This is a genomic window from Candidatus Pelagibacter sp. uisw_098, from assembly GCF_059512505.1.
Window position 1 is genome coordinate 281,739 of the sequence record NZ_CM183454.1, and the last position, 23,534, is coordinate 305,272.

General features: G+C 32.2%; 22 protein-coding genes. 9 read left to right on the forward strand and 13 right to left on the reverse strand.

Going from position 1 to position 23,534, the window contains the following annotated elements:
* Nucleotides 1-35 precede the first annotated feature (35 nt).
* From AC5YF9_RS01495 to AC5YF9_RS01505, 3 genes are all read left to right on the forward strand, one after another.
* Nucleotides 36-1,367 (forward strand): branched-chain amino acid ABC transporter permease, encoded by a 1,332-nt coding sequence (locus tag AC5YF9_RS01495; protein ID WP_415304906.1) that lies wholly within the window; start codon nt 36-38, stop codon nt 1,365-1,367.
* Nucleotides 1,368-1,442: 75 nt separating this feature from the next.
* Complete coding sequence (locus AC5YF9_RS01500) at nt 1,443-2,606, forward strand: MFS transporter (protein ID WP_415304284.1); 1,164 nt, start codon at nt 1,443-1,445, stop codon at nt 2,604-2,606.
* A 1-nt stretch (nt 2,607) separates the two neighbouring features.
* Nucleotides 2,608-3,369, forward strand: a complete 762-nt coding sequence (locus tag AC5YF9_RS01505) for a sulfite exporter TauE/SafE family protein (RefSeq protein ID WP_415304285.1) — start codon at nt 2,608-2,610, stop codon at nt 3,367-3,369.
* Nucleotides 3,370-3,425: 56 nt separating this feature from the next.
* Here the strand turns inward: AC5YF9_RS01505 and AC5YF9_RS01510 are convergent, their stop codons facing one another.
* From AC5YF9_RS01510 to AC5YF9_RS01535, 6 genes are read right to left on the reverse strand one after another with little or no spacing between them, the layout of a single operon-like run.
* Nucleotides 3,426-4,610 (reverse strand): ABC transporter substrate-binding protein, encoded by a 1,185-nt coding sequence (locus AC5YF9_RS01510; RefSeq protein WP_496169915.1) that lies wholly within the window; start codon nt 4,608-4,610, stop codon nt 3,426-3,428.
* Between the two features lie 47 nt (nt 4,611-4,657).
* Nucleotides 4,658-5,542 carry a DMT family transporter gene (locus AC5YF9_RS01515; protein WP_415304286.1) on the reverse strand — a complete coding sequence of 295 codons (885 nt, stop codon included), beginning with the start codon at nt 5,540-5,542 and terminating at the stop codon, nt 4,658-4,660.
* 4 nt (nt 5,543-5,546) lie between these two features.
* Nucleotides 5,547-7,028 (reverse strand): aldehyde dehydrogenase, encoded by a 1,482-nt coding sequence (locus AC5YF9_RS01520; protein ID WP_415304287.1) that lies wholly within the window; start codon nt 7,026-7,028, stop codon nt 5,547-5,549.
* Entirely contained in the window at nt 7,029-7,811 is a 783-nt protein-coding gene (locus AC5YF9_RS01525) for an alpha/beta fold hydrolase (protein ID WP_415304288.1), read from the reverse strand.
* A 4-nt stretch (nt 7,812-7,815) separates the two neighbouring features.
* The gene (locus tag AC5YF9_RS01530) at nt 7,816-8,403 is read right to left on the reverse strand and encodes an amino acid synthesis family protein (RefSeq protein WP_415304289.1); all 588 of its coding nucleotides are present in this window, start codon (nt 8,401-8,403) and stop codon (nt 7,816-7,818) included.
* Complete coding sequence (locus AC5YF9_RS01535) at nt 8,403-9,569, reverse strand: LLM class flavin-dependent oxidoreductase (RefSeq protein WP_415304290.1); 1,167 nt, start codon at nt 9,567-9,569, stop codon at nt 8,403-8,405. Before AC5YF9_RS01535 ends, AC5YF9_RS01530 begins: the two co-directional genes overlap by 1 nt.
* 169 nt (nt 9,570-9,738) lie before the next feature.
* On the opposite strand from AC5YF9_RS01535, the gene AC5YF9_RS01540 reads away from it, so the two are divergent.
* The 6 genes from AC5YF9_RS01540 (at nt 9,739) to AC5YF9_RS01565 (ending at nt 16,239) form a co-directional block, all read left to right on the forward strand.
* Complete coding sequence (locus tag AC5YF9_RS01540; RefSeq protein WP_415304291.1) at nt 9,739-10,482, forward strand: maleate cis-trans isomerase family protein; 744 nt, start codon at nt 9,739-9,741, stop codon at nt 10,480-10,482.
* A gap of 5 nt (nt 10,483-10,487) precedes the next feature.
* Nucleotides 10,488-11,654 carry a M24 family metallopeptidase gene (locus tag AC5YF9_RS01545; protein WP_496169916.1) on the forward strand — a complete coding sequence of 389 codons (1,167 nt, stop codon included), beginning with the start codon at nt 10,488-10,490 and terminating at the stop codon, nt 11,652-11,654.
* Between the two features lie 59 nt (nt 11,655-11,713).
* Nucleotides 11,714-12,802, forward strand: a complete 1,089-nt coding sequence (locus AC5YF9_RS01550; RefSeq protein ID WP_415304294.1) for an ABC transporter ATP-binding protein — start codon at nt 11,714-11,716, stop codon at nt 12,800-12,802.
* Nucleotides 12,803-12,926: 124 nt separating this feature from the next.
* Complete coding sequence (locus AC5YF9_RS01555) at nt 12,927-14,048, forward strand: extracellular solute-binding protein (protein ID WP_415304295.1); 1,122 nt, start codon at nt 12,927-12,929, stop codon at nt 14,046-14,048.
* 85 nt (nt 14,049-14,133) lie between these two features.
* The gene (locus AC5YF9_RS01560; RefSeq protein ID WP_415304296.1) at nt 14,134-15,381 is read left to right on the forward strand and encodes an ABC transporter permease; all 1,248 of its coding nucleotides are present in this window, start codon (nt 14,134-14,136) and stop codon (nt 15,379-15,381) included.
* 3 nt (nt 15,382-15,384) lie between these two features.
* Nucleotides 15,385-16,239 (forward strand): ABC transporter permease, encoded by an 855-nt coding sequence (locus AC5YF9_RS01565; protein ID WP_415304297.1) that lies wholly within the window; start codon nt 15,385-15,387, stop codon nt 16,237-16,239.
* A 156-nt stretch (nt 16,240-16,395) separates the two neighbouring features.
* On the opposite strand, the gene AC5YF9_RS01570 is transcribed toward AC5YF9_RS01565, so the two are convergent.
* Genes AC5YF9_RS01570 through AC5YF9_RS01600 form a run of 7 tightly spaced genes read right to left on the reverse strand, consistent with a single transcriptional unit; the run spans nt 16,396 to nt 23,497 of the window.
* A complete protein-coding gene (locus AC5YF9_RS01570) occupies nt 16,396-17,277 on the reverse strand; it encodes a branched-chain amino acid aminotransferase (protein WP_415304298.1) in 882 nt (293 codons plus the stop codon).
* An 8-nt stretch (nt 17,278-17,285) separates the two neighbouring features.
* Nucleotides 17,286-18,410, reverse strand: coding sequence for a thiolase family protein (locus tag AC5YF9_RS01575; protein WP_415304299.1), 1,125 nt, complete (start codon nt 18,408-18,410; stop codon nt 17,286-17,288).
* A gap of 32 nt (nt 18,411-18,442) precedes the next feature.
* Nucleotides 18,443-19,564: a dimethylsulfoniopropionate demethylase gene (locus AC5YF9_RS01580; protein ID WP_415304300.1), complete on the reverse strand. Its 1,122-nt coding sequence runs from the start codon at nt 19,562-19,564 to the stop codon at nt 18,443-18,445.
* Between the two features lie 5 nt (nt 19,565-19,569).
* Nucleotides 19,570-19,905 carry a hydroxyisourate hydrolase gene (locus AC5YF9_RS01585; protein WP_415304301.1) on the reverse strand — a complete coding sequence of 112 codons (336 nt, stop codon included), beginning with the start codon at nt 19,903-19,905 and terminating at the stop codon, nt 19,570-19,572.
* A gap of 4 nt (nt 19,906-19,909) precedes the next feature.
* Nucleotides 19,910-21,652 (reverse strand): thiamine pyrophosphate-binding protein, encoded by a 1,743-nt coding sequence (locus AC5YF9_RS01590; protein ID WP_415304302.1) that lies wholly within the window; start codon nt 21,650-21,652, stop codon nt 19,910-19,912.
* Nucleotides 21,653-21,656: 4 nt separating this feature from the next.
* Nucleotides 21,657-22,811, reverse strand: coding sequence for an alpha-hydroxy acid oxidase (locus AC5YF9_RS01595; protein WP_415304303.1), 1,155 nt, complete (start codon nt 22,809-22,811; stop codon nt 21,657-21,659).
* Nucleotides 22,808-23,497 (reverse strand): Type 1 glutamine amidotransferase-like domain-containing protein, encoded by a 690-nt coding sequence (locus AC5YF9_RS01600; RefSeq protein WP_415304304.1) that lies wholly within the window; start codon nt 23,495-23,497, stop codon nt 22,808-22,810. Before AC5YF9_RS01600 ends, AC5YF9_RS01595 begins: the two co-directional genes overlap by 4 nt.
* Nucleotides 23,498-23,534: the final 37 nt, after the last annotated feature.

A 23,534-nucleotide genomic window follows, 5' to 3' on the forward strand; every position in this document is an offset into this window, starting at 1 on the left:
GAAAGCACTTAAACGTGATTACAGCCTACACAATAATGATGGGTTTAATTATCTTAGTTGGAATATTTCAATCATGGAATGTAGCTCTATCAATTTTTAACATGTGTTTGATTTCTGCGGTAATGACCATGGGTGCAAATATTCAATGGGGGTATGCAGGTTTAATTAATTTTGGTCTTATGGGTTATGCAGCATTAGGTGGATTAGCTGCAGTTTTGATATCTGTTGAACCCGTACAAGAGGCATGGGTTGCAGGTGGTTTTAGTATTTTAATGTCTTTGTGGTTAATAGTCGTGATGGTCTTTGCAATACGCTTTGTATTAAAAAATTTTGAAAAATCTAAAATTAGAACTTATGGTATTGCTACAATTATTATTGCTGGAATTATCATTATAAGAGTTACATCAGAGACAAGTATTGAGGCTATTGAAAATGTTAACCCTGCAACAACAGGATTTCTTGGCGGATTAGGATTGCCAATTATGTTTTCTTGGATTGTAGGTGCATTTTTTGCAGCAGGTCTAGCATTTATAGTTGGTAAAGTTGCGTTAGGTTTACGAGCAGATTATCTAGCTATTGCAACATTACTTATTTCAGAAATAGTTATAGCCATTATTAAACATGAAGATTGGTTAACAAGGGGAGTTAAGAATGTAATTGGACTGGATCGACCAGTACCTTATGAAATTGAACTCCAAACTAAAGAATGGTTTATAAATCTAGTTGCAAAATTTAATTCTGGAAAATTAGATTTAATCTCAAGTATTAATGATAAACAGGCAGCCCTTAATCAATTAGTAATTGAGGGATCATCAGTTTTTGTAAAACTTTGTTATTCAGGTTTATTTTTAATTGTTGTTATAGCTTTATTAATAGTTACTCAAAAAGCTCTTTACTCCCCATGGGGAAGAATGATGCGTGCGATAAGAGATAATGAAGAAGCTGCTAACGCAATGGGAAAAAATGTTGTTAAACAACACTTATTAATTTTTATTTTAGGCTCAGCTATAGTTGGAATTGCTGGTGCCATGTTAGTTACTCAAGATGGTTTATTTACACCAGGTAGTTACCAGCCCATGAGGTATACTTTTTTAATTTGGGTTATGGTTATTGTTGGAGGAAGTGGAAACAATTTTGGAGCAATTTTAGGTGGTTTTGCAGTCTGGTTTTTGTGGATTGAGGCAGCACCAATTGCACTATTCTTAATTAATCTATTTACAGCAGGTTTAGCAGACACACATTCGTTAAAAATTCATTTAATTGAAAGTGTTCCATACTTTAGATATTTAATGATGGGTATGGGTCTTTTACTGATCATGAGGTATCGACCTAAAGGTATACTTCCTGAGAAAATCGAAATAAAATAAAGATATTATGAAATACATTATACTAGGAGCTGCAGTAGCATGGGCTATGTACATCGGTGATAAATATTTTTTTTAATGAACAAGAATTTATGGTTGCTGATTTTAAGTCAGGTTTTTGCTTTCACAGCAGCACCCGTAACAGTTTTTTTAAGTGGAATAATTGGTTCTCAATTTAGCCCAGTAAAATCTTTAGCAACTCTACCGATGGCCTTATCAATTGTAGGTATAGCTATTTTTGCAATTTTTGCAGCAAAGGTAATGAGTATAATTGGACGTAGAGCAGGATTTATGCTTGCTTCTGTAGTGAGCTCCTTGTCATCTCTTCTAGCTGCTTACTCAATAATCAATGAAAGCTTTATTCTTTTTAATTTTTCATGTTTTTTACTGGGCGCAGGAGTAGCCTTTAGTCATCAATATCGTTTTGCAGCTGTTGAAACAGTAAAAAAAGATATGGCACCTAAAGCAATATCCATAATATTATTAGCCGGAATAGGTTCAGCTTTTATAGGACCAAATGTAGCTAATATAACAAAAGATATCATAGCTGAACATTTATATGCTGGATCTTATATTGCACTTGCAGCTTTAACTCTTACTTCAACAATTTTTTTATTATTTTATGAAGATGGACATAAACTAAATCGCGTTAACAAAAAAATCAAACGTAGTTATTTAGAGTTAATTTCTCAACCAAGATTTCTACAAGCTTTAGTAGCTTCTGCCTTTGCTTATGCTGTGATGTCATTTTTAATGACTGCAACCCCAATAAGTATGCATGTAATGGAAAAAATAAGTTTAACTAAAACAGGGTTTGTAATTCAACTTCATATCGCAGCAATGTTTTTACCATCACTAGTTACAGGCAATTTGATAAGAAAATTTGGTCATAGTAAAATAATGTATGCAGGTGTCGCTTTATTTTTAATAACAATTTTAATAAGTTTGTTTGAGCAAAACTTTGTTAATTATTTAATTGCGCTGATATTTTTAGGATTTGGCTGGAATTTTTTATTTATATCTGGAACAAGTTTACTAGTTATATCTTATAGAGAAGATGAAAAATTCAAGGCACAAGGCTTTAATGATTTAATTGTTTATTCTATTCAAGCAGTAGCAAGTTTATCGGCAGGAGTTTTTTTAACTTTAACAAGCTGGAAAACAATGAATTTAATTTGTTTAATCTTTTTAGCTATAATCATTTTATCAACATTAAGAGCAGATTTTAGAGAAAAAAAATAAGATGGATATTTTATCTTATTTTCAACTCGGTTTAATAGAAATTTATTATGTAATATTTATAGTATTTATTGCATCTATAATAAGAGGTTTTAATGGTTTTGGTTTTTCTGCAATATGTATATCAGGTTTTTCTTTTATACTTCCGGCTATTGAAATAGTTCCAATCATCTTAGCGTTAGAGGTAATAATTAGTATTTTTATGGTTCCATATATTTGGAACAAAATTGATTGGAAATTTGTTTTTAAAATATTATTAGGAATGATAATTGGTTCTCCAATTGGCCTTTATTTACTGAAGTATTTAAATCCACAAATAATTCATTTATCTATTTGTTTGTTAATAATATTTTTTTCAATTTTATTAATGCAAGGATTTTCTAACCAAAAAATTAATAATAATTATGGAAAATTTTTTACAGGCATAATTTCCGGAACACTAAATGGGCTTACAACATTGGGTGGTATGCCAGTGGCACTTTTTTTATTAATCACAAGTATTCAGCCAGCAGTAATTAGAGGTTCGTTGGCAGCTCTATTTTTTTTGACAGATATTTACGTATTTATTCTAAGTTTTTTTTCAGGAATTGTTGATATGACAACTATTTATAGAGTAATTCCATTAATTATAATTTTACCATTAGGAGTTTTTATTGGTAATAAATTTTTTGTTAAAAGTAAGGAAGAAACTTATAGAAAAGTTGTATTTTATTTTTTAATAATTATTTCAATTATTGGAATCTTAAGAATTGTAAGTAGTTTTTAGATAAAAAAACCCCCCAGCAACTTTCACTGCTGAGGGTTTTAAAATTAAAATATTAATTATCTTTGTTTTTTATTTTTAAATTTTCCACCTTTGATTTCTTTCTCTAAGAAAGAGCCTTCAGCTTCACCAACGTTAGTAAAAGAAACTCCAGTTGCACCTTCGTAGTCAACTTTTTTACCTTTAGCTAATAAATCTAAACCTTTTTTAAGTTCACCTGGATAAATCTTAGTTCCAGGACCGTTAGCAACATCCATTACATTTTTAGCAATAGAAGCTCTATCAGCTGATCCACCTGCTTGCATCGCTAGAACGATTAAAGCTGCTGCATCATAAGATTCACCAGTGTAAGGTCCAGACGAGTCAATGCCGGCCGCTTTAGCAACTGATGCAAAAGTACCTGCTGTTTTTTCGTTCATTGAACCAGGAATTGAACCAAAAGATTTATTTAAATCTTTTCCAAAAGCTTCAGTTAATGAGTCACCGATCATACCATCAGATAAAATAAATTTATCAAATGCGCCAGAGTCTAAAGAACCTTGTATAATTCCTTTTCCACCTTGGTCTAGGTAACCAATTACAGCTACCGCATCTCCACCTGCTGCAGCTAATGTAGCTACTTCAGATGAGTAATCAGCTTTTCCATCTTCGTGAGCAGATACAATTGTTACTTTAATGCCATGTGCTTTTAAAGCTGCCGCATAAACGTCAGCTAAACCTTTTCCATAGTCATTATTTGTATAAGTAATAGCAACACTCTTAACTCTTCTGTCTTTAGTAATGTCAGCTAAAATTTGTCCACCTCTAGCATCAGAAGGAGCCGTTCTAAAAAAGAATCCTTTGTCATCTAGAGTTGTTAATCCTGGTGAAGTTGCTGAAGGTGAAATCATTACTACACCATTTGGTACAGCAACATTTGATGCAATAGCACCAGTTACACCTGAGCAGTCAGCACCCATAATCGCTGCTACACCTTGTGAAATAACACCTTCAGCTGCTGCAGTTGCTGCTGCTGAGTCAACACAAGTTGAGTCTGCTCTTACTACTGTAATAGTTTCTCCACCTAATAGTGAGCCCGAATCAGAAGCTTCTTTAAAAGCAAGTTCAGCAGATGCAGCCATAGCTGGTGTTAGAGATTCAATAGGACCAGTAAATCCTAAAATAATTCCCATCTTAACTTCTGCGAATGTATTCGTTGTAAAAGTTGAAACGAATATAAATGCAGCAATAAATAGTTTTTTCATTATTTCCTTTTTTAATTGTTAACAATTTATAAAAAAGAAATTAAAGCTTATTTGAAAAAATTTTCAACAGGTGATTTATCTAATTTTTGAAGCTGATAGACAGAGATAATCACAATTGTCCCACCAATTGCGCTAAGCAACGTAGGAATTTCTCCAAAAATAAAAAAAGTTAGAATTAAACCGAATATTGGGAATAAAGAATAGAAAGGCATAACTTTATTAACTGAATAAAATTTATAAAGATAAAACATAGAAGTATGAGCAATTACTGAGACCATTACTCCATTATGAAGTAATAGGAGCCAGGTATTAATGTTTATGTCCATTAAGTGGCCAACTGTATTCCCTTCAGAAAAAATTGAAAATAATAAGATTGTTATAAAACCTGTAAATCCCATGATCATATTTGTAAATTTTACATCAATTTCTTTTATGTATCTCGAGAACACATTTGCAATTCCATAAAAAAAAGCTGAAACACTGCATAAAAAAATTGCATAAATTTCTCCTTTTAAATTTGGATCATATCCGACTAGAAAAATTCCAAAAAAAGAAACCAATATTAATAACCATTGTTTTGTATTAACTTTTTCACCAAGAAAAATTGAACTAGCAAGAAGTGCAAATGGTATTGCAAGTTGTGCTCCTATAATAATTGGTGCAATGAATGTTGCCTCACCTAATGCTAGATTTAAAAAAAAAATAACCCCAAAACCCATAGTTAAAGAAAAACCAGCCAAAGGAAGAAAATATTTTTTATCAGGAACTTTAAATTTACAGAAAGGAAGAAGGAAAATAAAAAGTATAAGCATTCTTAAAGATCCAGCTAGCATTGGTGGTAAGGATGTATTTAAAGCAAGTTTATTTACTGGATAGGAACTTCCAAAAATAAACATAATAAATAAAATTAAAAAGTAATGCCTTGCAGTCAAATAATTAACCCATAGTGAATGGGTCGGTCATCGGCTTATCCGAAGAATTATACCATGTTGTTTTTATTCTTGTATATTCTTTAATAGACTCAATGCCTGCTTCTTTACCATAGCCACTGTCTTTAATTCCTCCAAATGGTGCCATAGGTGAAATTAATCTATATGTATTTACAAAAACTATTCCTGCTCTCACTGCCTTAGAAACCCTCATGCCTCTCCCAAGATTTGAGGTGTAAACTCCAGAAGATAAGCCATATTTATTATCATTCATTTGCTTAATTACTTCTTCTTCAGTGTCAAATTTCATTACAGATAATACTGGACCAAATAATTCATTTTCTGCCGTAGGCAAGGTATGATTTTTACATTCAATTATCGTGGCTGGAAAATAATAGCCTTTATTTGATATGTTAGATCTTTTTCCTCCACATCTAATTTTTCCACCTTGTTCAATAGTAGCTTTAATATTTTTTTCAATATTTTCTAATTGTTTGAAACTATTTAAAGGACCCATTTGAGTATCTTTTTCCATTGGAGCACCTAACTTAATCTTTTCTGCTTTTTCGACTAATTTATCCAAAAACTCATCATAAATTTTTGATTGAATATAAAGTCTTGATCCTGCAATACAGCTTTGACCACTTGCGCCAAAAATTCCAGCAGTAATTCCGTTAAGAGCATTTTCTTGTTCGGCATCATTAAATACAACAACGGGGCTTTTACCACCAAGTTCCAAACTAACTTGAGATAAGTTTTCAGCAGAATTCTTTATAATATTTTTTGCAGTTTCTGGACCACCTGTGAATGCTATTCTTTCAACAAGGTCGTGCATAGTTAGCGCTCTACCACATGGCTCACCTAAACCTGTAATGATATTAACAACTCCTTTTGGTATTCCTGCTTTTTCAACTAATTTAGCAAATTCCAACAAGGTTACGGGTGCTAGCTCTGATGCCTTTATTACAACGGTATTTCCCATTGCAAGGGCAGGAGCTAATTTTACAGCAGTCAATAACATTTGAGAATTCCATGGAATGATTGCAGCAATTACACCAATAGGCATTCTAGTTGTTATTACTTGCATATCAGGCTTGTCTATTGGTACAACCGTACCTTCTACTTTATCTGCAAGACCTGCAAAGTAATCATAGTACTCAGCAATATAATCGGCTTGTGTTTTAGTTTCTCTAAAAATTTTCCCAGTATCTTTAGTTTCAATAATACCAAGATGTTCAGCATTTTCTCTTAATTGATTTGCTAAAGACCTTAAATATTTAGCTCTATCTCTTGGATGTAAGTTAGCCCACGATGTTTCAAAAGCTTTTTGGGCAGCCTTAACAGCGTTGTCAACATCCTTTGTACCTGCCTCAGGTACAGTTGCCCACACTTCATTATTCTCAGGGTTTAAAGTTTCAATAGTTTTACCAGATTCAGAGTCAACCCATTGACCATCTATGTACATTTTAAATTTTTGAATTTTTATCATTTAATTATTAATAAAATTTTTAAGATTTATATTAACATCATCTGCACACTCTATACTACAAAGATGTTTTGCATTATTTATCTCAGTAAAACTTGAATTTATTAAATCATTAGATAAGGATTTTGACATTTTAACTGTTGAACCTGAATCATCTGATCCTGTCATTACAAGAGTTTTAGTTTTTATATTTTTGATCATATCTATATCATCTTGATGATACGCAAATAACTTATAGGCTTTTAAAAAATTTAAATGATCTTCACCATCTTTTGTTAAAATTTTTATAAATTGATCGTAAATTTCTGGATATTTATTTAAATATTTATCTGTAAACCATCTTCTAAGTGCTTGTTTTGAAATTGGTTTATTTAGTTTTGCTTGTTCAAATCTTTCGGTAACCAAAGCTCTTTGTTCAGCAGTTCTTTTATATGCTGTTCCTATCACAGTAAGGCTTTTTAATTTATCTTGAAATTTAGAAGCAAAATCTAATGCAATCAATGAGCCAAGAGAAAATCCAATAAGATTAATTTTATCTATTTGCAAAAAATTTAATAAATAATCTAATTGATTTGAAAAATCATTCAAAGTGACTTCATCTTTATCGTATGGAGTTTTTCCGTGACCTAATAAATCATAAGTAATTATTGAATGATTATTTAAAGAATTAATTTGAGGCTCCCACATTTCATGATCTAACCCAACACCATGAATAAAGACTAGTGGTTCTGTACTATTATCAATAAATGAATAATAATTTTGATTTGGATCAAAATTTTGAGACATTAATTTATTTAGGATCTAGTCCCATTTCTTTCATATCTTGGTAACGATCTCCTGTTCTAGCATGAGCTCTTCCACTTGAAGCACCGCCAATAGCAATAACTATTTCATCATCAAAAGGAGCATCATGTATAGTAAATTCATGAGTTAGATAATAAGGTCTTAGTCCAGAATCTATTTTATGCATCATTGGTATAGACATTTTTGATCCAGCTGGACCTCTAGTATTAGTAAAGCTCAGATAAGAAGTTCCACCAACAGCATCCCTAAATTTATTTCCAAATCTTAGTGTATGAATAAAAGCAGATGCGTGTTCTATTTCTCCATTTAGTCCAACAGTGCCTGCTTTACCATAGGCTAAAATTTTTTCAGGTGAACCAATCTCTTTTATTAACTCAGGAACTAAAATATCACCTAACTTAGGTGCTAAATCTAAAATAATTGGTTTTAAATCTTCAACAAAACCTTTTCCATGCCATGGATTTTTAAATACAGCAGCAACAGAAACCATTAAAACTGGTTCCTTAGCTTCCTTACCACCTTCAATAAAAGTTTTATCTACAAATTTTGCAAACTTTCTAAGTTCCAATTTCATTAACTTGCTTTCTCTATGATTGAACTATCTAAATTGATCTTTGGTATAACTTCATCATTAAACAGTTTTATACTTCTCATGCAAGTCTCATGATCTATTCCAGGAAAATTAGACCAAACCTGGAGATTTTGTAAGTTTAACTCTGACTTTAGTTCGTTTATTTTATTAACAACATACTCTGGTGTCCCAAATAATAAATTTCTTTTATGTAGAAAGTCATAATTAAGTAAATCTAATTTATGCTTTGTTTCTGGTAACTCTTCGTCTGGATCCATATGATTACCCAATCCTCTCCAATGACAAACCCACTTCATATAATTGATAATATGTTCACCAGCCATTTTTTCAGCTTCTTCCATAGTCTCTGCAACAAACATATCTCTTACTAAAGAAACACCTTCTCCAAGTAGAACATCTCTATTTTCAGCTTTAGATTTTGCATCTCTGTAGATCTCAAATCTAGTTTTTAATGCTTTAATAGTAGGTATCCACATAATTGTATTTAAACCGTTTTGTGCTGCCCATTTAATTGAACTTGCTCCATCAACTACTTGCCATATAGGAGGGTGAGGTTGTTGTTTTGGTTTTGGAACAACACTTATTTTTTTTACTTCATTTGTGTTGGTATCTAGAAACTTTTCATTAGGAGGACTCATGTCATGTTGCCATGTAAAACCAGGAGTAGGGTAGGTATAAAATTCACCTTTATGACTAAAAAATTCTTCAGTCCATGCTTTTTTCATTATGGTTAATGACTCATCAAACAATCTAAAATTTTTAGCCTGATCCTTTAGGTCAGCCTCTTTGTTCATATTGATTGCTTCTCTTCCATAAATTCCTCTTCCAATACCAACATCAACTCTTCCTCCAGACAATTGATCTAGTAAAGCTATGTCTTCAGCTAAACGGATGGGATTATGAAATGTAATTACATTGCAAGCTTGACCTATTCTAATTTGTTTTGTTCTAGCTGCAGCATCAACCCCCATCATTAATGGGTTAGTACAAGATTCCATTCCTTCATGATTGAAGTGATGCTCTGTATACCAAATGGAGTCCCAATTATTTTCATCACAGTAAGTAGTGATTTCTTTGGTTTCGTTTAATAATTGATTATAAGGTTTATGATTCCAATTAGTAGTGTTACAAAAATATCCAAATTTCACTCAAACCTCCTTAAATAGTTAAATTTAAAGACGACTGATCCCACTTTCGTAACTACTTTAGTACCTTTTAAACCCAGTATAACGACGAGTTATGTATCGCTTATAAGAAGAGGTTAAATTAACTAGACAAAATAATCAATATATTTAATCTTAGAATATAATTATATTCATGAAATCAAATAAAATTGACCCCAAATTTAACCAGCACCAAAACCCCAAGATAGGGTTAGTTGCTCTTGCAAGCGACTATATGATTGAAAAAGATTTTATTAAAATAATTAAGGATAAAAAAATTGATTTTTTTGTTAATAGAATTGAGTGTTTTAATCCCCTAACAAGAGAAAATCTAATTAAAATGTCTGAAAAAGTAACAGAAGTAACAAGTGACATTCTTCCTGGTGAAAAAATTGATTGCGTTGCCTACGGGTGCACCTCAGGTACTATTGCTGCAGGCTATGACTCTATTGAAAAAAAAATAAAGAAAGCAAAACCAGAAGCTATAGTTACGACACCAAGCACATCATCAATCAAAGCACTGAAAAAACTAAAAGTTAATAAAGTTGCGATTTTCACACCTTATTCAAAAAAGTTAAATGACGAAGTTTTAAATTTTTTTAAAAAGGAAAATTTTGAAATTACAGCAAACTCCTACTTTGGTATAGAGTCCGACATTGATATAGGAAAAATTGATCCTAGCTATCTATATGAAATTCTTTCAAAAATGGATTTAAATGAAGCTGATGCTTTATTTATTTCATGCACAGCTTTACCTGCTTTATCAATAATTGAGATGCTTGAACAAAAACTAAATAAAATTGTTTTATCAAGTAATCAAACTTTAATCTGGGATTCTCTTAATGCAATTAATTACAAAGAAAAGATTGAAGGTTTTGGAAAATTATTTAATAGTTAAGGTATATGAATTTTAGCAAAGAAGAATATAAAGCTAGACTAAAAAAAGTTCAGAGCTCAATGCAAGAGAAGGGTATAGAACTATTAATCTCTAGTGATACGGCTAATATGAATTATTTAACTGGCTATGATGCTTGGTCATTTTATTACGCTCAAGCTGTAATTATACACGTGAATGATGATGAGCCATTATGCTGGGTTAGAAAGCAAGACTCAGGTGGAGCCTATATAAAAACTTATTTAAAAAATGAGAATATTTTAGTTTATGATGAAAAATATATTCATACTTGGCCAGTGCACCCTTACGATAATTTAATAGAAATTATAAAAGAGAGAAAATGGGATAAACTTACAATAGGTTTAGAAATGGATAGTCATTATTTTACCGCTTATTGTTATGAAAAAATGAAACAAGGGTTACCAAATGTTAAGTTAAAAGATTCTGAAAGATTAGTTAATTGGGCTCGTGTTGTTAAATCTAATGCTGAGATAGAACTTATGAAATCTGCAGCAATAATTTCCCAAAAAGGAATGCAAACAGCAATCGAAGTTATAAATCCTGGTGTAAGACAGTGCGATGCCGTGGGTGAAATTCAAAAAGCATTATTTTATGGAACCCCAGAATTTGGAGGTGAGTACTCAAGTATTGCAACATTACTTCCAACAGGAAAAGGTACTTCAGCATCACATTTAACAGCAACTCAAGACAAGTTTGTGGAAGGTGAAGCTACAATTATAGAGCTTTCAGGGGTATATCAAAGGTACCATTGTCCAATGGCTAGAACAGTTTTACTTGGAAAACCCGATCAATTGAAAATTGATACTATGAATAAAACAAATGAGGCACTTCAAGCTGGAATAGATGCTGCAAAACCTGGACAAACAGCAGATGATGTCGCTCAAGCTTTTTGGAAAATTCTAGATAAATATGGAATAGAAAAAACCTCTAGAACTGGTTACTCAATAGGAATTGGCTATCCACCAGATTGGGGTGAACATACCCTTAATATATCTAAAGGCGATATGACTATTCTAGAACCAAATGTTACTTTTCATATGATTGCTGTAATGCAATTTGGAGGGTGGGGTGTTGAAGCGTCAGAAGCAATACGAATAACAGACAAAGGGTGTGAGTTATTTTGTAATTTTTCAAAAGATCTTTACATTAAGTAGTTGAAATAAAAAAACTTGATAAATAAGCCAACAAATGTTTTAAATCCCCTGGAGAAAATATGGCAAAAAATAAAGAATTTGTAAAATTTGACAATGTAGACAAAAGCTACGATGGCAAAATATTAGTTGTTAAAGGATTAAATTTAGATATCGAAGAAGGTGAGTTTGTAACAATGTTAGGACCCTCAGGTTCTGGTAAAACAACTTGTTTAATGATGCTTGCTGGTTTTGAAACTCCAACTCATGGAGAAATTTATCTAGATGGTAAGGTAATTTCAAACATTCCACCTCACAAAAGAGGAATTGGAATGGTATTCCAAAACTATGCTTTATTTCCACACATGACTGTTTATGAAAATTTAGCTTTTCCATTAAGAGTTAGAAAAATTCCAAAAGATGAAGCAGATAAAAAAATTGATAAAGCTTTATCAATGGTTTCACTTCATGGTTTTGAAGCAAGAATGCCGATGCAATTATCTGGGGGACAACAACAACGTGTTGCTGTTGCAAGATCATTAGTTTTTGATCCACAGGTAGTACTTATGGATGAGCCACTTGGTGCATTAGATAAAAATTTAAGAGAAAGCATGCAATATGAAATTAAACATATTCATGAAAGTATTGGCGTAACAGTTGTTTATGTAACACACGATCAAACTGAAGCGTTAACAATGTCAAATAGAATTGCAGTTTTCAATGATGGTAAAGTTCAGCAGTTATCAAGCCCAGATGAATTATATGAAAAACCAGTTAATTCTTTTGTCGCTGAGTTCATTGGAGAGAATAATAAATTTTTAGGTCAGGTTGAAGATATTTCAGGTGATAAATGCAAAGTAAAATTAGAAGATGGTACTGAAATTTTAGCAAATCCAGTTGCTGTAAAAGCAAAAGGAGATAAAACTAAAGTTTCACTAAGACCTGAAAGAGCAATTATAGATCCTACAGATAAAATGGATAATAATCATAAAGGTAAAATTGAAGAAATAATTTATCATGGTGATCATACAAGACTTAGAGTTGATTTACTTGGAAATAAAGATTTTATCCTTAAAGTACCAAATAGTACTGCAAGACTAGACCTTAAAAAAGGTAATGTACTTAATATAGGCTGGAACAGTGTTGACTGTAGAGCTTTAGACCCAAAATAAACTTTAAGAATTTCTTTAATAAATAAAGGCAAATTAGACATAATTGGCTGTTGACTAAACTGGCTGATATTGTTTTACTTTCACTTTATAAAATAACAAACGTTAACGTTAAATAGGAGAGAAAATGAAAAAATTAAGTAAACTATTACTTGCTCTATCTTTTGTACTTTCTATCACAACTTCAGCATTTGCAGTTACTGTAGTGTCTTGGGGTGGTGCTTACACTGAAAGTCAAAAATTAGGGTATGGTGATCCTACAGCGGCAAAATTAGGAATACCTGTTAATTGGGTAGACTACACTGGTGGATTATCAGAGATTAAAGCTCAAAAAGAAGCTGGAAAAATCACTTGGGACATCATAGATGTATATGCAAAAGATACTATCATTGGATGTGACGAAGGAATTTTTGTTGAATTCGATTTCGATAAAGATTTTTCACCTGCTCCAGATGGAACACCAGCAAGTCAAGACTTCTTTACAGGCATGCCTTCAAAATGTGCAGTTGGAAACATCTTGTACTCTTGGAACTATGCTTATAATGATTCAACAATTGGTGATAAAAAACCAACTACATTAAAAGACTTTTTCAATACTAAAAAGTTTCCTGGTAAGAGAGCTATTTACAAAGGTGCGATGTCTAACGTAGAGATTGCTATCACTGCAGACGGTGTAAACCCTGGAAAAGGTTCTGACTTAACTTACAGAAAACTTGGAGCTGATGGTGGAATTGACAGAGCGATGAATAAAATCAAAGCACTTTGTACAGATCCAAAAGGTGGATGTGTATTCTGGAATGCTGGAGCTCAGCCGCCTGAATTACTTGCTAACGGTGAAGTTGTAATGGCTACTGGTTGGAATGGTAGATTCTTTAATGCGCAAATGGAAGGAACTCCACTTGTTCAAGTATGGGATGGACAAATTCTTGACTATGAGTATTTTGCAATGGTTAAAGGTGGACCTAACGATGCTAACGGTAAAGCTATGAAAGTACTTAGAGAAATGACAAGTACTGAAGGTTTAGCTGGAAGTGCTAAGTATATTGCTTACGCTCCTTGGAGAAAGTCTTCAATAGCTATTATAGATGCTGGAGAGCCATGGTATAAAGATGGTAAAACAAGCATGGTACAACACATGCCTACAGCGCCTGTTAATACAAAAAAATACATCCTAATGAATCCTGATTTCTGGGCAGATAACCAAGATGAAATCAATGAGAAATGGGAAGCAATGAAAGCTGGACTATAATTTAATTTTATAGATTAAGTTTTTATTATAAAATACTAGGGCGGTTACAAAATAACCGCCCTTTTTTTTTAAGAATTTTTAAAATATGAGTACAGAACAAATATTATCATCAGACGGTTTACCTTTAGAGGTAAGTTTAAAGAAGGCTGAGAGAAAAAATAAATTAAGAGCAGTAATGCTTGTAGCGCCATTATTTTTATTTCTTGTAATCACATACGTATTTCCAATAGGTGACATGTTATTTAGAAGTGTCGATGATCGTATGATCACTAAAATGTTACCAAATACCTTTACAGCGATTGAAAAATGGGATGGTAAAGACCTTCCAGAAGAGCCTGTATATGCAGCACTTTATGAAGATTTAGCATATTTAAAAAAGACTAAAACTTACGGTAAGATTATAGCAAGACTGAATTATGAAAAAGGTGGATTTAGTAGCTTAATTAAAAAAACAGTTAGAAAACTTGGAAAATTTGAAGAAGGTGATTACAAATCGCAATTTATAAAAACTCACAAAAGGTGGGGTCAAAGTGAATATTTGGTTGCTTTAAAGAATGCTGCTCCGAACTGGTCATATGCAAAATATTTAAAAGGTGTGGATCTAAAGTTTAATCAAGATGGAAAAATAATTCAACAAGATGAAGATAGAAGAATTCATAAAATACTTTGGTTAAGAACGCTTAAAGTTGCATTTTGGGTAACTATATTTTGTTTCATACTTGCTTATCCAATTTCATACTTATTAGCTACATTGCCCATGAAATATAGTAATTTACTAATGATATGTGTACTGCTTCCATTCTGGACATCACTCTTAGTTAGAACTTCAAGTTGGATGGTTTTACTTCAGCAACAAGGCCCAATTAATGATTTAATTGTAATGCTTGGACTTGCAGCTAACGACGCTAGGCCAGAACTAATGTACAATGTAATTGGAACCTTTGTTGCAATGACTCAAATCTTATTGCCATTTATGGTTTTACCACTTTACAGTGTAATGAAAACAATATCTCCAAGCTTAATGAGAGCTGGAAAATCTTTAGGTGGAACACCATTTGTAGCATTTAGAAAAATATATTTTCCATTAACAGTTCCAGGAATTGGTGCTGGATCCTTGTTAGTTTTTATTTTAGCAATAGGTTATTATATAACTCCTGCATTAGTTGGGGGAGCAAGTGGATCTTTAATTAGTAACACGATTGCTTATCATATGAAGAGTTCTTTAGATTGGTCATTTGCAGCTGCATTAGGTACAATGCTGTTAGTTGGTGTTTTAACTATTTATTGGATTTATAATAAATTAGTAGGAATAGATAATATTAAATTAGGATAAACTATGTCATTACCAACTTATACACCATGGAATTATAGAATTTGGCACTACACATATTTAACTATTTGTGGATTAGTATTTTTCTTTTTAATTGCACCATTATTTATAATTTTACCACTTTCATTTAATGCTGAACAATATATTCATTTTTCTGCTGGAATGTTAGCACTTGACCCAGATGCATTTTCGTTGAGATGGTATGAGGACATGATTTATGGAACTAAAAACCCATGGGGACTTGCTGCAAAAAATAGTATTATTATTGCTTTCTTTGCAACAATTGGTTCAACAATTCTTGGAACTGTTGCGGCATTAGGTTTGAGCAGTAGGCACATGCCTTACAAAGCGGCATTCATGGCTTTATTAATCTCACCAATGATTGTCCCTTTAATTATTTCAGGAACAGCGATATTTTTTTTCATGGCAAAAGTAGGTTTGGCTGCAACGCATACAGGAATAATTTTAGCACACATTATTTTAGGTACACCATTTGTGGTTATTACAGTAACAGCAACATTAACAGGGTTTGATCATAGTGTCACAAGAGCTGCTGCAAGTTTGGGAAGTAATCCAGTAAATACTTTTATGAAAATAACATTACCATTAATTTTGCCAGGTGTTATTTCTGGTGCACTATTTGCATTTGTAACTTCATTTGACGAAGTTGTAGTAGTATTATTCTTAGCAGGACTAGAAAACACTACTATACCAATTCAAATGTGGGTTGGTCTAAGAGAGCAGTTAAGCCCTACAATAATGGCTGTAGCAACATGTTTGATTATTATGTCCACTTTAATACTGGTGAGTGCAGAGCTTTTAAGAAGAAGGTCTGAAAGATTAAGAGGAATTAACCGTTAAACTCTTAAAATTTAATTTATAATTAATTACAACTTTTCTAACAAGATAGATGTAAGTAAAATTTGTTATTAGACCGAATTATATGAATTAATAATCAAAAAAAAGAGAATAATGAATATATTTAGAAAATTATCTAAAATACTTTTAGTTTTTGATTTAGTTATTTTTACCTACAAGTAGCTCGTAATTTGATGATAAATCTTTAATTAAATCACAAACTTCAAAATTATTATCTAAAATATTACCAACAGGTGTGATTTCTGCTGCTGTACCCGTGATAAAGCATCCTACAAAATTAGAGAGTTCATCAGGAGATATTTTTCTTTCATTTATTTTTATGTTTTTTGATTTAGCAAGATCAATAACAGTCTTTCTTGTAATGCCATCTAAAAAAGAGTCTGGTATTGGTGTGTGTAATTCATTATTTTTATCCTTAAAAAAGATGTTGGCACTTGTTGCTTCAGCTATATTACCCTCATGATCTAGCATCAGAGAGTCGGTATAACCCTCTTTTTCAGCTTGGTGTTTTGATAATGTGCAAATCATATAAAGCCCTGCTGCTTTACTCTGCCAGGGGGATGAGTTTTGAGGAGGTCTTTGCCATTTAGATATATTTAATTTTATACCTTTTAATTTTAAAGTAGGATCAAAATACGTAGGCCAATCCCATATTGCAATTGCCACATTTATTTTAGTATTTTGTGCTGATACACCCATCATTTCACTACCTCTCCACGCAAAGGGTCTTATATATCCATCTATAATATTCTGATCTGAAATAAGTTTTTTTGTAGCTTCAATAATTTCTTGATTAGAATATGGAATTTTCATATCCAATATTCTTGCAGAATTAAAAAGTCTCTCAATATGTTCCTCTAATTTAAAAATTTTTTTATTATAAACTCTTAAACCTTCGAAAACCAAACTAGCATAATGCATACCATGACTAATTATATGAACTCTAGCATCTTGCCATTCACACAGCTCATTATTAAACCAAATTTTTCCTGATCTTTTGTCAAAAGGTAATTGTTGCATATGAAAATTTACTCTACAGACTCAATAATTGTAGCAATGCCCATTCCCAAACCTATACATTGAGTAGCTAAAGCATATTTTTTATTTTCTCTTTTTAATAATTGAGCTGCTTTTCCTGTGATTCTAGCACCTGTTGCTCCAAGTGGATGACCTAATGCTAACGCACCACCATCTAAATTAACTTTATTTTGATCTATGCCTAAATCTTTTATGCAAGCTAATGATTGAGATGCAAATGCTTCATTTATTTCTACGATATCAATATCTTTAATCGTTAATTTAGCCCTCTCCAAAGCTTTTTGAGAAGCTCCAATTGGACCTAGGCCCATAGTATCAGCTTTACACCCCTGAACAGATGTAGAAACAATTCTAGCTAAAATTTCTAAATTATTATCTTTAGCATATTGTTCTTCGCAAATTAATGTTGCCGCTGCACCATCTGTTAGAGGTGAAGATGTTGCTGCTGTTACAGTTCCATTTTGATCAAATACTAATTTTAATTCATCTAATTTTCCTTGATTACTGTTAGGTCTAATATTGCTGTCTTGAGAACAATTTCCTATAGCGACAATTTCATTTGTAAAGTTTCCTTTGGATTGTGCATTAAAAGCTTTTGCATGACTAGATATTGCAAATTCTTGCTGTTCTTTTCGAGTTATAGAGTATTGCTTCGCTACATTTTCTGCTGTTATACCCATTGAAAAATAAACATTCGGATTTTCTTTTTCTGTATAAGGGTAGGGCATTGGATCAAAGCCTGTATTAACTCTAGTCATGCTTTCTACGCCACCACATATAAATACTTTACCTGATCCCATTGATATTTTTCCTGCTGCAATATGAATAGCTTCCATTGACGAGCCACACCATCTATCAACCGTCATTCCAGAAGTTTTGATATCCATGTCGGTCAAAAAAGTTACCAATTTACCAATATTAAAGCATTGTTCTCCAACCTGAAAAGCACACCCAATTACAATATCTTCTATATCAATCTTATTAACTTTAGTTTTAGAAACAAGATTGTTAACTACTTCAGCCAATAAATTTACCGGTTTGACGTCTATTAACTCACCTTTTCTCGCCATTGTAAAAGGTGATCTTGAATAACCTGCTATAACTGCTCTGTACATTTTTAAATTTTAATTTCTTTTGGTATATCTAATTATTCTTCAAATGGCAAAGATGATATGGTCCCAGTTCTTAATTTGTTGTCTGATGTTTCAACAATTACTTCATTGCCAATATTCCAATAGTCTTTTAAGATCATTGAAAGTCCAATATTCTTTTTCAATCTTGGTGAATAAATTCCAGAGGTAATTTGTCCAATTTTAATTTTATTATTTGAATAAACAGGAAATGGTTTTGTACAAGTTGGACAAGGGTCACCATCAAAAATAATTCCTCTAATTTTTTGTTTAATACCGTCTTTTCTAATTTCATTTAAAGCAGCTTTACCAATAAAATCATGCTGACTATCCTTGGCGCAGTACATTTCAAGGTTACACTCTAAAGGATTATTTTCTCTGGTAAAATCATTACCATAAGACATTAATCCTCCTTCTATTCTTTCAATTAAGTTAGGACATCCTGGGGAAATATCAAATTCTTTACCTGCTTTCCAAATTGTATCCCATAATTTTTCACCTAATTCGTATCCTTTAAAATAAATTTCAAATCCACCTTGTTTACTATAACCGGCTCTAGCTATTACTTGCTCCGTTCCCTCAAAATTAAATAGGCCAAAGTTGAAAAATTTAATTGATCTAACTTCTTCTCCAAATATTTTAGCCATCAAATCTTCAGCCTTAGGTCCTTGAATTGCTAATGGATAAACATCTGGTTCTTCAATTTTAACTTTTAAATTTGAACCAATTGCCAATCCTTTTGCCCACAGCAAAACATCGGAGTCTGCTATTGATAACCAAAATTTATTTTCATTCAGTTTAAGTAGAACTGGATCATTTATCATTCCTGCATTTTCATCAATAACTGGAATGTAAAAACATTTTTTTATTTTCATACCTTTTATAGATCTTGGTGTCATTCTCTGTACTAAACTTTCAGCATCAGGGCCTTCAATTTGAACCTGTCTTTGAACTGAAACATCCCATAATTGAACACTTGTTCTAAGATGCCAATAATCTTCTTCAACTGATTTTTTAAAAGCTTTGGGTAGTAGCATGTGGTTAACAACAGAAAAACCTGTCACACCACACTCTTCAACCTTATTTGTAAAAGGCGTTCTTCTTATGCGCCTGGACATATTTAAACCAGAGCTACTCATTCATTCTATTTAGACCACCAAATAGAATATCCATTTGGCGATATGATAATTGGTAAGTGGTATTTCTTTTTTGGGTCTTCCATCTGAAATTTTACTATAATCTCTGATACAATATTTTTTTCTGAAAAATAATCTGCTGTTTTACAAATCATTTCATAGTCACAAAGACAATCTTCTGTGGTAAGATCAAAATCTTTTAAAATTCTACCACCAACATCAGATTCTGTTTCTAGAAAAGTTTTTTTATCTCCATTCGGTTTTGTTTGTAAAATTGTAACCTTTACACCACTTGCATGGGTTCCATCCACAGAGTTTAATAAGTGAGAAGATAAAGTTGCCATATGTTTATTCTATTGATGCCTTGTCTCTTTTATCGCTAACAGCAGCCACTATTGGGCTTATTACTCCCTTTGCCTTTACATTTACGCACGCTGTTTTACCACTTTCAATTGCTCTTTTTAATGCTGGCGCTAGTTGTTCTCTTTTTGTAACCAGCTCACCATGACCGCCAAATCCTTCAAAAATTTTATGAAATGGTATATCTCTAAAATCTGTTGCAAAGTGTTTACCACTTTCAAATAAACGTTCTTGTTGCTGAGAAATACAGTCTAAACCACCATTATTGTCGATAACAACTACTATTGGCTTGTTTTCTTGAAAAGCAGTTTCTATAGATAGGCCACCAGAAAGAAAAGCTCCATCCCCACTTATCAGAATTACATTTGAGTCAGGGTTAGTATTTTTTGCAGACAGTGCAAATGGTACACCAACTCCCAACATACTGAACGTTCCTGGATGTAAAATTCCTCCAATTTTTTTCCCTTTTGATCCAGCAATATTAATTGCAATTTCAGACCAGAAATGAGTATTACCACCATCTATAACTAGCCAATCTTTTTCTCCAATTGCATCTTGCACATCTAAAGCTAATTGTAGTGGATGCATTTTTCCTCCATTAGCTTCTGCTTCTTTAGTTTCTTTACTTAAATCTTCTAAAGTTTTATCAACCCATTCTTGTTTTTTTGATTTATTAAGATCAAACCATTCATGACCCAAGTTCCATTTATTATTTGTTTTAAGTTTATTTAAAGTATCAAAAAATACACCAGGGTCACATAATAAGTTCATATCCGCTGATCTATTTAGTTCAATCTCTTCATGAGATCCATTAACACAAACTAGTTTAGTTGATTTAGGAAAAAGGGGAGGATTACCAAAATTCATTTGGTTATCTAATCTTGCACCAACCATTAAAACTAGATCAGACTCATGTAATGCAAATTTAGAAGGAGGATATTGATGAATATCAGCTAAACCCATATAAGCATTTGCTTCTTCACCAAGTAATTTTTGATGATAAGGAATATTAAATATTGGGATATGTAAATTATTTCCAACTTCCTCTAATTTTTTTTCAGAGCCAGACCACCAAATACCATGTCCACCAATCAAAACAGGTTTTTTTGCATTACAGGCAAGCTCTAGTATTTTAGAAATATTTTTTGGATCAGGCCATGCTTTGTCAACAGGTTTTGCTTCATGCGAAAAAGGTCTTTCTTCAAGTCCTGCATCTTCAGAAAAAGACGAAAACATAATATCAACAGGTAAACTTAGATGGACTGCTCCAGGATAACCATTTGTTGCTATTCTATATGCTTTATCTACAAATTCTCTAATTCGAGTACCATCTGTTATGCTGGCACTGTACTTTGTTAAAGGAGCTGCAATTGCGACATCGTCTATTTCTTTAAAACCTCCTGAGCCCTGCCTTTTTAAACTGCTTGAGCCAGTTATAAATATTACAGGTGATCTTTCACCCCAAGCTTCCATCATTGAGGGTACAGCATTTGCAAAACCCTCAGGGCCAACAAGGCAAACTGCTGGTTTTCTAGTAATTCTTGTATGACCGTCAGCTATATGACCTGCTACTTGTTCATGAGGGCAGTTTATGACTTCCATTTGACATTCCATAAACCCCTCTAAAGCTGGATTACAGAAACCACCAGATAATGTAAAAACATGTTGGATCCCTTTATCTTTTAAAGCTCTAGCAATTAACGAACCACCTCTAATTTTTTTTTCTGACATAAATTTAGTATTTCATATTTTGTATAAATTTTTTAGCAATAATTTCAGAAGAAATATCGTTTACATCAGTTAAACCAACAAGACCTAATGCTGTACTTAACTCATCTTTAATTATATCTAAAATTCTTCTCAAACCTTTTTCTCCGTCAGCACCAATACCATACATTAAAGGTCTCCCCAACATCACATAATTTGCACCTAAAGCAAGAGCTCTAACTATATCGCTGCCACCTCTAATTCCACTATCAAAAAGTATTGGAAATTCTTTCCCTAAAATATTTCTTATCAAAGGTAACGCTTCAATAGCAGCCATTGCACTATCTAGTTGTCTTCCACCGTGATTTGAGACTTGAATTGCATCAGCACCAGCATCTTTAATTTTAACAGCATCTTCAGGTGACATAACTCCTTTTACAATTAATTTTCCCTTCCATGTATCACGAACACGCTTAAGTGTTCCCCAATCTGTAGCACCTCTACTTTCACTTCTTACAAATTTGTTTCCATTTTTAGAAGTTTCATAATTCATAGGTTTTGGAATACCACTTAGCAATGTTGTTAAAGACCATAGAGGGTGAGTTGCAAAGTCAAATAATTGTTTAGGACCAATTTTGAAAGGAACTGTAAAACCATTTTTATTATCTTTAGCTCTTCTAAATTGAATTGGAACATCTACAGTCAATATTGCAACTTTATAGCCAGTTTGTTCTGCTCTTTGTAAAAGTTCCATCACGAAGTTTTCTTGAAAATTATATAATTGAAGCCAAGAACGTCCTTCTGATAATTCAAACATTTTCTCTAAAGAGGTTGATGAAGCCATAGAAACACAAGCAGGTATATTATTTGTAACACTTTCTTTAGCTAGCATTTCATCCGCACCAGCCCATGTTAAGTTACACATCCCCATTGGTGAAAAACCAAATGGTTGATCAAAATCAATATCGAGAAATTTTTTTTTTAAAAATCTATTTTCTACATTTCTTAATACTTTTGGCTCTAATCTTATTTGATCTAAAGCAGTAGTATTAATTTCACACAATTTTTCATCTCCAGATGCTCCATCTACAAAATCAAACATCAATTTAGGCATTCTCTTTTTAGCTAAATTTCTTGCATCCTCGACGCTGTGAATTTTTTTACTTGCAGTTATATTGTTCATATATTCTTAATATATTCTTTCAGATTAATTTTTGTATTTTTATCTAAAAAATAAGCGTTATGATTATTTATTGAAGAATAAACTTCAGTTGGTTTTCCGTCAATGAAAACTACTGCCACACCGTCATCAATCGCAAATCCACTAGGTAATTTATTATTTTTTATATTAAATTCAAATTCATTAATTCTTTCAATATTATCTGAATGAGGTGTACAGCTTCCTTCTATTAAATTTATCCCTTTTAGAGGCTCAAAACCTCGCCCCATAGAATCTGACAATATCCATTCAAACCAACATACAGCACCGGCACTAACACCTGACAATAAAAGCCCTTTTTCATAAGCTTTTTTAAAAACCTGTTCTAAGCTATTTTTCTTCCAAATTTCCAGCATATAAAAAGTATTACCACCTCCAACATAAACTATATCTTTGCTTAATAACCATTCATGAAAACCATCTATATTAGATGTAAGATTAAAATGAGATAATTCTGAACCGGTATTTTCAAATCTTTTATAAAATTTATTTATCTTTTCTTTATCATCTTTGCTAGCAGTACCTAAAAAACCAATGTTATTTTTCATCTTTTTTGAATGATTTAGAATAAAATTGTCTAATTCTTTATCTGACTCAGGTGAAACACCAACACCACCAATTGCAATTATCTTTTTTTCTATTTTGCTCATTTAATTAAATTAAAAAAATCAAATTATTATATAACAT

Coding starts and splice junctions, on each gene's coding strand:
- AC5YF9_RS01495 (WP_415304906.1), top strand. CDS start 36: ATGATGGGTTTAATTATCTTAGTTGGAATATTTCAATCATGGAATGTA.
- AC5YF9_RS01500 (WP_415304284.1), top strand. CDS start 1,443: ATGAACAAGAATTTATGGTTGCTGATTTTAAGTCAGGTTTTTGCTTTC.
- AC5YF9_RS01505 (WP_415304285.1), top strand. CDS start 2,608: ATGGATATTTTATCTTATTTTCAACTCGGTTTAATAGAAATTTATTAT.
- AC5YF9_RS01510 (WP_496169915.1), bottom strand. CDS start 4,610: ATGAAAAAACTATTTATTGCTGCATTTATATTCGTTTCAACTTTTACA.
- AC5YF9_RS01520 (WP_415304287.1), bottom strand. CDS start 7,028: ATGATAAAAATTCAAAAATTTAAAATGTACATAGATGGTCAATGGGTT.
- AC5YF9_RS01525 (WP_415304288.1), bottom strand. CDS start 7,811: ATGTCTCAAAATTTTGATCCAAATCAAAATTATTATTCATTTATTGAT.
- AC5YF9_RS01530 (WP_415304289.1), bottom strand. CDS start 8,403: ATGAAATTGGAACTTAGAAAGTTTGCAAAATTTGTAGATAAAACTTTT.
- AC5YF9_RS01540 (WP_415304291.1), top strand. CDS start 9,739: ATGAAATCAAATAAAATTGACCCCAAATTTAACCAGCACCAAAACCCC.
- AC5YF9_RS01545 (WP_496169916.1), top strand. CDS start 10,488: ATGAATTTTAGCAAAGAAGAATATAAAGCTAGACTAAAAAAAGTTCAG.
- AC5YF9_RS01550 (WP_415304294.1), top strand. CDS start 11,714: ATGGCAAAAAATAAAGAATTTGTAAAATTTGACAATGTAGACAAAAGC.
- AC5YF9_RS01555 (WP_415304295.1), top strand. CDS start 12,927: ATGAAAAAATTAAGTAAACTATTACTTGCTCTATCTTTTGTACTTTCT.
- AC5YF9_RS01560 (WP_415304296.1), top strand. CDS start 14,134: ATGAGTACAGAACAAATATTATCATCAGACGGTTTACCTTTAGAGGTA.
- AC5YF9_RS01565 (WP_415304297.1), top strand. CDS start 15,385: ATGTCATTACCAACTTATACACCATGGAATTATAGAATTTGGCACTAC.
- AC5YF9_RS01570 (WP_415304298.1), bottom strand. CDS start 17,277: ATGCAACAATTACCTTTTGACAAAAGATCAGGAAAAATTTGGTTTAAT.
- AC5YF9_RS01575 (WP_415304299.1), bottom strand. CDS start 18,410: ATGTACAGAGCAGTTATAGCAGGTTATTCAAGATCACCTTTTACAATG.
- AC5YF9_RS01580 (WP_415304300.1), bottom strand. CDS start 19,564: ATGAGTAGCTCTGGTTTAAATATGTCCAGGCGCATAAGAAGAACGCCT.
- AC5YF9_RS01585 (WP_415304301.1), bottom strand. CDS start 19,905: ATGGCAACTTTATCTTCTCACTTATTAAACTCTGTGGATGGAACCCAT.
- AC5YF9_RS01590 (WP_415304302.1), bottom strand. CDS start 21,652: ATGTCAGAAAAAAAAATTAGAGGTGGTTCGTTAATTGCTAGAGCTTTA.
- AC5YF9_RS01595 (WP_415304303.1), bottom strand. CDS start 22,811: ATGAACAATATAACTGCAAGTAAAAAAATTCACAGCGTCGAGGATGCA.
- AC5YF9_RS01600 (WP_415304304.1), bottom strand. CDS start 23,497: ATGAGCAAAATAGAAAAAAAGATAATTGCAATTGGTGGTGTTGGTGTT.